Source organism: Bacteroidota bacterium, from assembly GCA_023957335.1.
Lineage (GTDB): Bacteria > Bacteroidota > Bacteroidia > NS11-12g > UBA955 > JALOAG01.
In genome coordinates this window covers 388103-401925 of record JAMLHC010000003.1, presented here as the reverse complement: position 1 = coordinate 401925, position 13823 = coordinate 388103, and the positions used below count along the sequence as shown (strand labels likewise).

The following is a 13823-nucleotide window of genomic DNA, read 5'->3' as shown; positions in this document are numbered from 1 at the left end:
AAATATACTTATGAGACTGATTTATACTAACTTACGAACATCATTATTGCTATTGTTGATGGTTTTAGCAGGATTTGCACAAGCCCAAACAAACTATGGTCAGTTGCGTGGAACGGTTAAAGATGCGTTAACAGGAAAAATTCTTGATTATGCAACCGTGCGACTTGAACAAAATGGAATCTTTGTAGATGGTTCATATTCGGACATGGATGGAAATTTCACCTTTGCTGCCTTGAATCCCGGCAATTATGATGTAATTGTAACTTACATTGGTTATGACACAGCTGTTGTGTCAGTTACTATCACATCTGACTCTTATATCTTCAGGGATATAAAAATGAGCAAAGTCGGGGGTGCTTCTGATGGTGGAAAAGTGCTTGGAGCTGCTAGTGTTTCAGGACTCAAAGGCAAAAAACTGATCGAGACAGACGACCAGAAAAAAACCTTTACTGATAAAGATATTAAAGTGTTGCCAACCCGAAGTGTTGCATCTATTGCAGGTTTAACTGCCGGTGTGAACGTAACAAGAAGTGGCGTTAGTTTTAGAGGTTCTCGTACTGATGGAACAGCTTATTTTATTGATGGTGTGAGAGCTATCGGTGCTTTTGGACAAACTCAAGCTGCACAAAGTCAAATCACTATCTACCAAAATGGTATTCCTGCTCAGTTCGGAGACTTTACCGGAGGAGCTATTTCTATTACTACCAAAGGTGCTTCCAGATTCCATCAAGGCTCATTCGAAATCACCAGTTCTACACCCACCGAGTTTGTTAAATTTACAAAAGGTAAATTTGACAACGATAACCGTTTCAAAAGAGCCAACCGTTTTGATTGGAATCAAATGGAAGGATTTGCCCAAGGACCTCTTTATATTAAGAACAAAGGTCAAGGAGCCAAAGAGAGAGTGGTATTGGGTTATATGGTTGCCGGTAATTTAACCTATACCAGAGACCCCAGCCCTTCCTATATAGGAGTGTATAAAGTGAATGACGCCAAATTGTCCGAGATTGAACAACATCCATTGGTAACTAATGTTGACGGTGGATTAGTACATGCAGGTAACTTTTTGACCATGAACGATATGGAGAATGTAAGAGTTAGACCCAACAGTCATTCTGCAGAGGGCAACTTTCAAGGTAAAATTGATTATAGCCCAAATAGAAATATGGACTTGAGTTTCTTTACAAGTTTACAATATGCCGGTGGACCTGCTGTAAGTAATAATATTATGAACTACAAACTCAATGCAATTAGTAATAATATTACAGTTCGCTCTTATTTGAGATTTACACATAGGATTCCTTCTGATACAGCAAGAGCAAATGCCGGAAAGGTAACTTTTAATAACACCTATTATACCATCAGAGTTGATTACCAAAATACATTCAGCAGAGCCTATGACCCTGTTCATGGAGATAGAATTTTTGACTATGGTTATATCGGGAAGTTTGAACGTTACCAAACTCCAAACTATACATATAGACCAGACCCGTCAGGCACTAGCCCTAAAATGTATGTGAATCAAAACGGAGATACAGTATATATAAGCAACTATTATGAGCAAATCGGATTTATGGATACTGCCTATAAATTTATCAGAGCCGACCAATTTATTCCCGGTGACAGAGGCAAAAACATGAACCCGCTTAGAGCTAATTATACTACTAATCTTTATAATTACTATGATGAAAGAGGTGGAAACATCTCAAACGAACTACAAGTAATACAGGGCCAAGGTTTGATTAATGGCTACAATCCTCCAAACGTATATTCAATCTGGTCCACCCCCGGATTTATTACAGCAAACTGGAGCAAAGGACAGGCTGAAAGATATACCGCATTTGCCATGTTTGAAACCCAGATTAAAAACAACAAAAAATCTGAATCAGGCAATATCAAACCCCCTCATGACCTACAGTTCGGTTTTATGTATGAAAAGACGGTGAACAGAGGTTATGGATTGGGTGCAGCCGGTTTGTGGATGCTGATGCCTCAATTAATGAACACTCACCTCAAAGAACTTGATAAAGAACATCCTTTCCTCACTTATGATCAAAATGGTGTATTTACCGATACTGTTAAATATCAAAGATTTATTAATACAGAGCAACAAACCAATTTTGATAAAAACTTCCGTAACAAAGTTATTAAAGAAGGAATCAGAGATGTGAATGGTAATTTTTACAATGAACGAAGCTTCATTGAAATCAACTCCTTTACTCCCGATGATTTTGATTTAAGTCTATTCAGCGCTAATGACCTTCTAAATAATGGAAGCAGTTATGTTAGTTACTATGGATATGACCATTTAGGTAATATAGTGAGAGGTAAACCCAGCGTTGAAGCCTTTACCAATGACCCTGCTAAAAGGCTTATAGGTGCTTTCCAACCAGTTTATTCAGCAGCTTGGATTCAAGATAAATTTGCATATAAAGATATTATTTTCCGTCTGGGATTAAGGATGGAGAGATATGATGCTAATGAATTAGTGCTAAAAGACCCATATTCACTTTTCCCGATTAAAACAGTTGGAGAAGTAGGTAAATTAAATGGAATTGATGTAAACCATCCGTCTAATATGGGTCAGGACTATAAAGTTTATGTTAATGATGTGAAGAACCCTACCCGAATCTTAGGTTACAGAGATGGAGACCAATGGTATGATGCTTCTGGAAATGAAGTTAATAATCCTGAGATTATTGCCAACCAAACTAACTCCGGTCGAATAGCACCTTATCTTGTAGATCCTGCCAATCAAAAATTGACCGGTAATTCTTTTAGAGATTTTATACCCAAAATAAATGTATTGCCTCGTATTCTCTTCTCATTCCCTATCAAAGAAGATGCAAACTTTTATGCAAGTTTTGATGTATTAGCTCAAAAGCCAATTTCAACCTATTCTTTTTCAACCATAGATAACTACTATTTTATGGACACTCGTAATACAGGTGCTATGGCAAATCCTAATCTGAAGCCACGTATCAAAACTGAATATCAGATTGGATTTAAACAAATGATTGGTGATAATTCTTCTATTGAATTGGGCTCTTATTATGCAGAAATTAAAAATGACATTCAGTTATACCAATATAACCAAGCATATCCGGTAAACTATATAAGTTATCAAAATATTGACTTTAGTACAGTCAAAGGTTTTACAACTGAATATCAGTTAGAAGGAGAACACCTTTCATTCAGAGCTAACTACAACTTACAGTTTGCTGACGGAACCGGTTCAAATCCCAATGCTGCCAGTGCTTTGATTGCATCAGGACAACCTAATTTGAGAACTTTATTTCCTTTAGGAGATTTGGACATTCGCCACCAGATAAGAGTTATTTTCAATTATAATTTTGGAAGAAACCAAGGTAAATACACTTATCAAGGACCTACTTGGGGCAATTGGGGAGAGAAAGTGTTCAGAGATGTAAACGCAAACTTTGTGATTACTGCTAATTCCGGCTTGCCCTATACTCAAACTAATGTTCCTACTCAAATTGGTTCAGCCGACAGGGCTAATATCAAAGGAACACCATTTGGTGCTCGCTTACCATGGCAATTTAATGCGGATTTAAATATCCAAAAGAACTTCCTTATCAACCGTGGCAAAACCCGCGAAGGAAAAGAAAGAAAACCTATTACTGCAACTGCTTTCCTTTGGATAACCAATGTATTTAATTTTGAAAGAATATCAGGGGTATATCCCTACACAGGCTCACCGGTTGATGACGGATTTTTGAACTCTCCTCGTGGTCAACAGGCTGTTTCAGAACAATTGAGTGCTCAATCTTATTATGATTTGTATCGCATATTAACAACTAACCCCGGTAATTTCCTTGCACCACGTTTTTCAAGACTTGGCGTAAGATTTAATTTCTAATTTATTAACCATTTAAAACGTAAAGAGACATGAAAGTATCAACTAAAATTCTTTTCTGCTTAGCTCTTGTATCGACAATCTCCTTGAATGACTTGTCGGCAAGAGAAATACAAGGATTTTCAAAAAATCCACAAAGAAAACAAACCAACCCGAATGACTTGCCAAGCAACAACTTCAGACGTTTTGCCAATGATTGTAAAGCATCTAGTCAAAGTGCTGACTTGGATATCAATAACGTAAGAACCAAAATCTTAAATGGTGGTGACATGTGGTGGGATTTAAGTTTGCCAAAATATGAGATTCCTAAAGTAACCGATGCAAACTCAGTAAGAAGACATTCACTTTTTGCCGGTGCATTGTGGATTGGAGGAATTGGACGAGGTGATGGGAACCTGAGGGTTGCCGCAATGACATATCGTCAAAATGGCTCTGACTTTTGGCCAGGGCCGCTTGATACCGCCCTCGCATCTACATCAGCTGACCAATGTTTGGCTTATGATAAAGTTTGGAAAGTTACTCGTAACGAATTAATCCAAGCTGAAGAATCAGGCTGGAGTGATGTAAGCCCTAATTTGTTGGAATGGCCATCTGGTTCTAACAGACCTCAGAAATATAACCCCGGTGAACCCGATTATTTGGCACCTTATTTTGAAAGACCCGGATTTGGAGCACCCGGAGTGTATGAGCCTTTCAATGGCGAATATCCCGTTTTAAATCCCTTGAGACCGGCAGCTTTGAACAGACCTCAAGACCAACCGGATATGATGCTGTGGTTTGTTTATAACGATAGAGGAAACGTGCACACGGAAACCGGAGGATTGCCTATTGGTATTGAAATCAGAACAACTGCATTTGCCTTCGCAACCAATGATGAAGTTAACAATATGACATTCTACCGCTCTGAAATCATTAACAGAGGTAATGAGCCCTTAGATAATACTTATTTCGGACAGTGGGTGGATGCCGACCTTGGATTCGCGTTTGATGACTATGTAGGATGCGATGTTCCAAGAGATTTAGGATATTGCTATAATGGTGATGATTTTGATGAAGGTGTTTTGGGTTATGGTTTAAATCCTCCATCTATAGGTACCGATTTCTTTGAAGGTCCAAGAGACTCTGCAGGCAATCAATTAGGCTTATATGCATTCGTGTATTATAACAACGACTTTAACCCCGTAAATGGTAATCCAGAACAAGCTATACATTATTATAACTACTTAAGGGCATTGTGGAAAAATGGTAACAAAATGACCTTTGGTGGTAATGGAATTGGAGGGTCACAAGAGACAACTTATATGTACCCAGGTGATACAGACCCTAACTTTCCTGGACAAGTTTGGAGTGAACATTCAGTTGGAAATCCTCCCGGTGACAGAAGATATTTGCAATCTTCAGGTCCCTTTACATTATATCCCGGAGCCGTAAACTATGTTACTGTTGGTGTGGTATGGGCACGTACTAACAGTGGTGGTGCTACAGGTTCACTCGGATTATTACAAAGAGCCTCCGATGGTGCACAAAGATTGTTTAATAATAATTTCTTGTTGACACAAGGTCCTGATGCACCTGAAATTGAAATTCAAGAATTAGAAAATGAACTGGTATTTAAGTTTCTGAACACCCAAAAAACAAGAGATTATAGTGAAATTGTACTCAATGAAAACGGAGATTCTATTGAATATAGATTCCAAGGATATATTGTTTATCAATTAAAAGACGGAACCGTAAGTACAGGTGATATTAAAAATATTGATAAAGCCCGTATTGTTTACCAATGCGATATCAAAGACGGAATAGGACAAATGATTAATATGGAGTTTGACCCTATTGTACAACAAGATATACCCGTGCTGAAAGTGGATGGAGCAGATAAGGGACTTGTTGGAACTTTTAACCTTACTGAAGATGCATTTGCTACGACATCTAATAAAACCTTAGTTAACTTTAAAAAGTACTATTATATGATCTATGCTTATGCATACCCTGCTAATGATACATTAAAATTAGAACCCTTGCAATTTTTAGCGGGTAGAACAATACGAAGAATTGATGGAGTTCCTCATAAATCTGAACCCGAAAATGAAGGAACTGTATTGAACTCCAAATACGGCTCCGGTCCAAAGATTACTCGAATTGAAGGTAGAGGAAACGGTGGTAATGTATTGGAATTTACTAAAGAAACCATCGACCGAATATTGGCTTATAATTCAGTGCAAGAAGTTACCTATCTAAACGGTGCAGGACCTGTTAAGATTAAAGTTGTAGATCCGTTTAAAGTTCCTGATGCTGAGTTTGAATTGGTTTTCATAGAAGACCCCACTAAACCGCTAAAAGGAAGCCAAAATGGACAATACCCTTCTATGACCGATATTAGATATAAAGATAATATTGACAGTAGCAGCTATTGGTTTTTAGTTAATAAAACTACCGGAGATACTGTTTTCTCTGACACCACGTTGGCAATACCTTTTGAAACCGTTCAAGGTGTAACGTCCGACAAAAAACAATTGGTTAACAGACCTACTTTGGCTGATTGGGGACTTTCGATTACCATAGAACAAGTAAAAGTGCCCGGTTATAGCCCCAAAGAAGACCCAAGTAATGGTTTCTTAAGCTACGAAGTTGAGTTTGCTGATTTGAGCAAACAATGGTTGACTGCTGTACCCGACATGAATGGAAATCCATATTTTAACTGGATACGTTCAGGTGGTGTTACCAGCAACCCTGCCAGCGGTGTAACCGATGCAAACCGTGTTAAAGGTGAGTTAATGGACCCTAATGAAGTCTATGAAAAGATTTGGAATGGAAGAATTGCTCCCTATGCCCTATGTTCAAGAGCAGATGGAGTTTTTGGAATGGCTTGGGGTGCCAGCCAAACTGCAGATAATCCGATGGAAGAACTTGCCAGTGTGAACCTTGTGATTACGCCTGACAGATCCAAATGGACAAAATGTGTGGTATTTGAAATGGGTGAGAATAAAGATTTAAACGAAGGTAGAATGTCTAAGTTTAACTTAAGATGGGGTACTTCTCGAGATAAAAACTTGAAAACTGTACCCGGAGATACCGGAACTTCTTACTTCCCCGGTTATGCCATTAATGTTGAAACAGGAGAAAGATTAAATCTAGCATTTGGTGAAGACTCCTATCTGGTGGGTCAAAGAGGAAGAGATATGATTTGGAATCCTACTCCTAACTTTTTTGATGGTGATAATGGCAACAACCCTGTATCCGGTGGAAAACACTATGTTTACATCATGGGTAGCTACCCCGGAAAAGCACTTAGAAACTTTAAAGGTCCAATTTATGATGAAGGTCAATTCTATAAAAATATCTTGAAAGTAAATAATGAAGGCTCCATTCCGCTTGAAGCAAATAAACGTGGTGTGTTATCACAAGTAATGTGGGTGATACCGACTATGGTAAATCCCGGATTTGAGTTTGAAAATGGGGTTCCTCCTACAGAAGTAACCATTAAAATACGAGTTAGAAAACCCTATACTACTAATTTGAATAATGTTCCTCCTGTATATACCTTTAATACTAAGGATATTGCACCTGAAACCAACGCAGGAAAGAAAATTAATTCAATGGATTTGGTTAACATAGTTCCCAACCCTTACTATGCTTATTCAGAATACGAAACAAGCCCTGTTGACAGTAGGGTTAAGATTACTAATCTTCCTAAGACATGTACTGTTTCTATATACACACTCAGCGGAACTTTGGTGAGAAGAATTAAAAAAGACGATGAGGTGACATGGCTCGACTGGGATTTGAAAAATAATAAAGGAGTGCCTATCGCAACCGGATTATATATCATTCATGTTGATGGGAAAGATTTAGGAGAAAAGATACTTAAATGGTATGGTGTAATGAGAACTATAGATTTAGATTCATATTAATATTGGTAAAGCTAATAAATTTTTACAATGATAAAACTTGAAATGAAGAATTTTGTTAAAGGACTTATACTTGCGGGTACCGGAATATTGCTAACAGCAACAAGCAACGCTTCTGACGAAGCACGTTTCGGTTCAGCAGGTGCACCGCAACTAACAATTAATGGTTGGGCAAGAAGTTCAGGGTGGGGAAATGCCAATGTTGGTGGAATTAGGGGAGCTGAGGCTTTCTATTTCAATCCTGCCGGATTAGCAAAAACACCTCAAACCGAATTGATTTTTGCCCGCACTGCTTGGCTTGTCGGGACCGGTATTAGTATTAACAATGTGGCTTTTACACAAAATATAGGAAAAAGCGGCTCCGATGTAATTGGTATTAGTTTGATGTCCTATGAAATCGGCAATATTAATATCACAACTGTGCAACAACCTGACGGTGGATTAGGTACTTATAGACCTTCCTTTATGAATCTGGGATTTGGTTATGCAAAGAAATTTACAAAATCAATTTCCGGTGGTATTGTTACCCGAATTGTACAAGAACAAATCCCTGATGTAAGAATGGTAGGTGTATGCTTTGATGCCGGTGTACAATATGCAGCATCATCTAACCCTGACAGCAAAGTTAAAAAGGATGATTTAAAATTTGGGATTTCGCTTAGAAATATTGGACCTAATATGACTCCTTCAGGCGATGGTCTTACCAAAAAATCAACTATTCAGGGAGCAGGCTACGAAAGCTCAATGTTTTCCAGAGCCAATCAAGTGCAATTACCTTCGTTAATTAATATTGGTGGAAGCTACGATTTTAAATTAGACAAAGATGCAGATGTGTACTTTAACAGATTAACATTAGCAGCTAATTATAATTTTAATGCATTCTCGCCAAACATTACTACAGTTGGTTTAGAATGGGCTTATAAAGAGATTTTTATGATAAGAACCGGTTATAATTTCCAACAAGGTGGTTTTAACTATGAAACAAGAAATGATGCATTGACCGGTTTTTGTGCCGGTGCCACTGTTGAAATACCGCTTGGCTCAAAAGGTTCTGATAATAAATCTACGCTTGGAGTTGACTATTCTTATCGTTCAACAAACCCATTTAGCGGAACACATTCTTTTGGATTGAGAATTAATATAGACAGCAAAGGACACAAATAATAAGTAATAAATAAGTAAATTTGAATGTTGCACTTGCCTTTGGCAAGTGCAACATTTTTTTTAAAGAGGTATAAAAAAAATCATGAATACAGAATTGAATTATGTTACCAAGGAAGGGATGGATTCTCTTCGTAATGAATTGGAAAACTTAAAAAAGGTTGAAAGACCCAATATCAGCAAACAAATTGCCGAGGCAAGAGACAAAGGTGATTTATCCGAAAATGCCGAATATGATGCAGCAAAAGATGCACAAGGTTTGTTGGAAGCCAAAATTGCCAAACTTGAAAACATTCTGGCACACAGCAGAATCATTGATGAGTCAAAATTAGATATATCTAAGATTTCATTGTTGAGCAAAGTTACAGTCAAGAACTTAAAAATAAACAAGGAAATGACTTATACCATTGTTTCTGAAACTGAGGCAAATTTAAAAGAAGGAAAAATTTCTTCTAAATCAGCTATTGGAGCCGGATTGATTGGAAAATCCAAAGGTGAAATTGTAGAAATACAAGTGCCTGCCGGTTTGATCAAATTAGAAATCATGAATATCGAAAGATAAAGATATGGCAAATCCCGATAGTATTTTTTCAAAAATAATCAGAGGCGAGATCTCCTGTTACAAGATTGCCGAAGACAATAACCATTTGGCATTTTTGGATATTATGCCCATTACAAAGGGGCATATTTTAGTTATCCCAAAACAAGAAATAGATTATTATTTTGATTTGAATGAACAGCAGATGAGTGCTCTTCATTCATTTGCCAAAAAAGTTGCTGTTGCACTCAAAAAAGCTGTTCCATGCAAGAAAGTGGGTCTTTCAATTATTGGGCTGGAAGTGCCGCATGTACATATACATCTTATTCCCATGAATCATGTTGCTGATATGAACTTCTCAAATCCAAGACCTAAATTTACAGCTGAAGAATTTGAAGAAGTTGCCGCTCTCATTCGTTCGTTTATATAATTTTGCGTCTATGATTAATTCAAACCTTCCGGAGAGTTCAAAGGTGCATATTTACCCGGCTGACGCACCTCTTGATCAACAAATTCAAAACACAATCGTTGAGAAATTCAAAGCATTCCTTCACAATTGGAATTACCACGGAACTCCTTTGCAAACGGATGTGTTCTTTTTGAATAATCAATTTATGGTTTTGGTTGTGGATGACAATACTGTGCCCGGGGGATGTTCTTTGGATGTATTAAGCCGCTTTGTAACTAAATTAGAAAATGAAGTTGGGATTAAACTCAATAACAGACACAACATTTATATCCTACGCGATGATAAGATTATCTCTGTTCCTTTTAATAGGGCTTCTGATTTTGGGTTAGAACCCGAAGACAAGATTGTTAACCTGCTTTGTGCAAACCTCGCAGATATACAACATAATCTACTCAAATCACCCACGGAATCAGACTACGCAAGATTATTCTCTGCTTGAGTTCGAACTCCTGTTAAAGCTGCCTTATTTTTCAAAAAAACTTCTCTTGCCGATTGACAAGCAATCAAAAAACCCTCTCTGTTGTCTTTATACCCTGATTTGAAAAAGTAATCCCTGACAAAACGGAAAAGTGGGGAAAACAGCATTTTAACCAAAAGCAACACTTTGGGTTTAGTCCGTAGTGATTGTGCAGCCAACAATGCATACTTCTTAGTCTTTGAGCGTAGTTCACTGGCATTTTGATAACTATAATGCAACAAAAAGCCGTTCAATGGAACTGCTTTGATTTGATCTGAATCCGCCCATTCATGTACGTGTCCGCCCTTCCATATAACCTCTGATTTCTCGTACAAACGAATTTTATTATCAGGGAACCAAGCCCCATGTTTAATTGCTTTGTTGCCAATATGATTTAGTCGTTGTAGTGAGTACACTTTGGACGGAAATCCTTTGGATTTTTCAGTTAGGATGGATTGAATAAGTCCAGTAGAAAGTCTTTCATCAGCATCCATAAAAAGAATATGGTCGAACGAAATGTTCAGAATGGCTTCATTTCTGCTCACAACCCATCCTTTCCATTCTATGGATTTGACTATTGCATTTTTGTTTTGTGCAATTTGGACGGTCTTGTCAGTACTATGACTGTCAATTACGATTACTTCATCAGCTACCTTAAATGCGGAGTCAATGCATTCTGCAATATTATTTTCCTCGTTGAAAGTGAGAATGACAGCAGACAACATGGCTTAAAGTGAATCGTTAATGAAAAAGAAATACACCTCTTTGTCTTGTAAAATGCGAGGATGAATGGCACATTTTGTAAAATTTTCCAAAGGATTGAGCTGTAGCGAACTCTTGTCTTCATGATAGACAGAAAGTTGTTGTTCTGTCATGGCGATGATGAGTATGGGAGCAGCCAGAATTTTTTTTACAAATTGAAACCTATAGTCAAATAAAAGTACTGAGGGTTTGCTCAAAGCTTTGTGACAAGTCGTAATAAAAGGCTGTTTCTTAGATGGAGAATTAACATGAGTAATTATGCCGTTTTCATTCAGTAATTGAGAAAGAGCTGTTTCTTGGCAAACCGGTTCTTTCCAATTTCTTACTTCAATTAATTTTTGAAGTGTCGAAAGAAACTCAAATTTGTTATTACAAGAGAGAAAGAAAGCATTTTCATTTTGCAGAAATACCTGAATAATAGATTCTTCTTTTTTTACTTTTTCTTCCTTGTAGATGGGAGAATCCAGATTTATGTCTGCAAAGGGCTTTTCAGAAGGTACCACAAGCCCTTTGCGTATATTTTTAAGGATCTTTTCTTTAGAAAGAATTTCCAACATGATTTGCTATAAAATACAAACTTACCAAATAATTACTCTGTTATCATCATCAGCGTGCATTTTACTCCCAGGTTTGCATCCAAAAGCTTCTTGAAATTCCGGCATATTGCTCAAAGGTCCCAATACTCTGTATTTACCCGGTGAATGAGGGTCGGTTATTACGCGCTGACGCAATTCTTTGTCGGTAATATTGTTTGCCCATACCAAAGCCCAGCCCATAAAAAACCTTTGTTGCCATGTAAATCCGTCAGGGGAGCTTAGTTGTTTGCCTTGCTTTTCAATATGATTTTTCAAAGCATAATATGCAATAGTTAAACCGGCAAAATCGGCTATGTTTTCACCTTGCGTAAGTTCGCCATTGATGAAGACACTATCTAATACTTCAAACTTGTTGAACTGTTCTACGATTTTGTTTGTGCGTTGTCTGAAAAGCTCGTTGTCTTTGTCTGTCCACCAGTTTGACAGGTTTCCTTTTCCGTCATATTTACTTCCTTCGTCATCAAAACCATGAGAGAATTCGTGTCCTATAACAGCTCCAATTCCACCATAATTCAACGCATCATCCACATTCGGGTCAAAGAAAGGAGCTTGTAAGATACCTGCAGGAAATACAATCTCATTGCGGGTTGGTTCATAATATGCGTTGACAGTCTGAGGAGTCATTTCCCACTCTGTTTTGTCAATCTGTTGTCCAATCTTGGCAAGCATGATTTCTGTTTCTCTAAGATTGACATTGACCAGGTTTTGTACAAGATTAGTGGTTGAGATTTCAACCATGCTATAATCTTTCCATTTTTCAGGATAGCCAATTTTATATCCGAAAGATTTTAATTTTTCCATTGCTTTTACTTTGGTTTCTGCACTCATCCAATCCAGTTTTTGGATTCTCTCACCAAATGATGTTCTTAGTTCCTCCACCATTTCGCTCACTCTTTTCTTGGATTCGGGACTGAAATATGCCTTTACAAACATTTGCCCTAAAGGCTCTCCCAAATTTCCGTTTACCATATTCACAGATCTTTCCCAAAGTGGCTTCATTTCTTTGGTTCCGCGCAATGTTGTTTGATAAAAATTAAAACTTGCCTGCACCATATCATGATTCAGATAACCTGCAAATCCACGTGCAATATGCCATTTCAGATAGGATTGCCATTCCTCTAAGCTGTATTTTGCAAATACCTCTTTCAATTTAGCAAAGAAATCGGTTTGTGAGACTACAAGTTCGTTTATGCCTTTTGCGCCTGCATTTGCAAAAAATTGATCCCAATTAAAATAAGAATATAATTTAACAAATTTAGCATAAGTCTTCTTGTTGTATGTTTTATCAGGGTCTCTCATCTCAGTTTTTGTCATTGAAATTTGCGCAAGCTGTGTTTCCATAGACATGATTTTGTCGGCAGTAACTTCTGTTTTACTTTGCCCTGCCAAGTTCAGAATTTTAGCAATAAATGCTTTATAAGCTGTTCTGATCTCTTGGGAATGTGCATCTTCTTTCAAATAATAATCCCTGTCGGGCAAACCCAGCCCCCCTTGTCCCATATAGACTGCATAGTATTCGCTATTTTTGGCATCGGTTGAAATATAAAAACTAAAAAGTCCAAATAGACCTTTTTTGTTAAAGTCCCCCAGAAGTGACGAAATATCTTCCTTGGTTTTGAGTGCATCTATTTGTTGGAAAAAAGGATTCAATGGCGTAACACCTAATTTTTCTCTTGTTGAGGAGTCCATCGCAGATTGATAAAAATCACGCGTAAGTTGTTCCGGACTTCCTTTTGTAGGTTTTTCTTTCAAAGGATCCTCCAGCAGTTTTCTAATTTTAGAGTTATTTTGTTTGTCCAATACATTAAATGTTCCCCAGCGACTTTCGGTTGATGGAATCGGATTAGCTGCCAACCATCCTCCGGCAGCATACTGGTAAAAATTTTCGCAAGGGCTTGCGCTAGTATCCATCAGACTTTTGTCATAGCCTAATGGGCTTGTATTTTCTTTGTTTTTCATCGGTGTAGTACATGTAGTGTAAAGAAAAGCAGGGAATAAAATTATTCCGGTTTTAAGAATGCTGTTTTTCATAAAATTTCTTTGTGTTACAAGAAG

9 protein-coding genes are annotated in these 13823 nt (G+C 37.5%); 6 read left to right on the top strand and 3 right to left on the bottom strand.

Going from position 1 to position 13823, the window contains the following annotated elements; genetic code table 11:
- Nucleotides 1–10 precede the first annotated feature (10 nt).
- From M9892_07745 to M9892_07720, 6 genes are all read left to right on the top strand, one after another.
- A complete protein-coding gene (locus tag M9892_07745) occupies nucleotides 11–3880 on the top strand; it encodes a TonB-dependent receptor (protein MCO5254237.1) in 3870 nt (1289 codons plus the stop codon).
- Nucleotides 3881–3909: 29 nt separating this feature from the next.
- Nucleotides 3910–7788, top strand: coding sequence for a hypothetical protein (locus M9892_07740; GenBank protein MCO5254236.1), 3879 nt, complete (start codon nucleotides 3910–3912; stop codon nucleotides 7786–7788).
- Nucleotides 7789–7815: 27 nt separating this feature from the next.
- Nucleotides 7816–8949 (top strand): PorV/PorQ family protein, encoded by a 1134-nt coding sequence (locus M9892_07735; GenBank protein MCO5254235.1) that lies wholly within the window; start codon nucleotides 7816–7818, stop codon nucleotides 8947–8949.
- 82 nt (nucleotides 8950–9031) lie between these two features.
- Nucleotides 9032–9508 (top strand): transcription elongation factor GreA, encoded by a 477-nt coding sequence (gene greA, locus M9892_07730; GenBank protein ID MCO5254234.1) that lies wholly within the window; start codon nucleotides 9032–9034, stop codon nucleotides 9506–9508.
- 4 nt (nucleotides 9509–9512) lie between these two features.
- The gene (locus tag M9892_07725; protein ID MCO5254233.1) at nucleotides 9513–9914 is read left to right on the top strand and encodes an HIT family protein; all 402 of its coding nucleotides are present in this window, start codon (nucleotides 9513–9515) and stop codon (nucleotides 9912–9914) included.
- 10 nt (nucleotides 9915–9924) lie between these two features.
- Complete coding sequence (locus M9892_07720; GenBank protein ID MCO5254232.1) at nucleotides 9925–10392, top strand: hypothetical protein; 468 nt, start codon at nucleotides 9925–9927, stop codon at nucleotides 10390–10392.
- On the opposite strand, the gene M9892_07715 is transcribed toward M9892_07720, so the two are convergent.
- From M9892_07715 to M9892_07705, 3 genes are read right to left on the bottom strand one after another with little or no spacing between them, the layout of a single operon-like run.
- Nucleotides 10368–11135, bottom strand: coding sequence for a glycosyltransferase family 2 protein (locus M9892_07715; protein MCO5254231.1), 768 nt, complete (start codon nucleotides 11133–11135; stop codon nucleotides 10368–10370). The genes M9892_07720 and M9892_07715 overlap by 25 nt on opposite strands.
- Before the next feature lie 3 nt (nucleotides 11136–11138).
- Complete coding sequence (locus M9892_07710) at nucleotides 11139–11729, bottom strand: hypothetical protein (protein MCO5254230.1); 591 nt, start codon at nucleotides 11727–11729, stop codon at nucleotides 11139–11141.
- Nucleotides 11730–11750: 21 nt separating this feature from the next.
- Complete coding sequence (locus M9892_07705; GenBank protein MCO5254229.1) at nucleotides 11751–13799, bottom strand: M13 family metallopeptidase; 2049 nt, start codon at nucleotides 13797–13799, stop codon at nucleotides 11751–11753.
- Nucleotides 13800–13823: the final 24 nt, after the last annotated feature.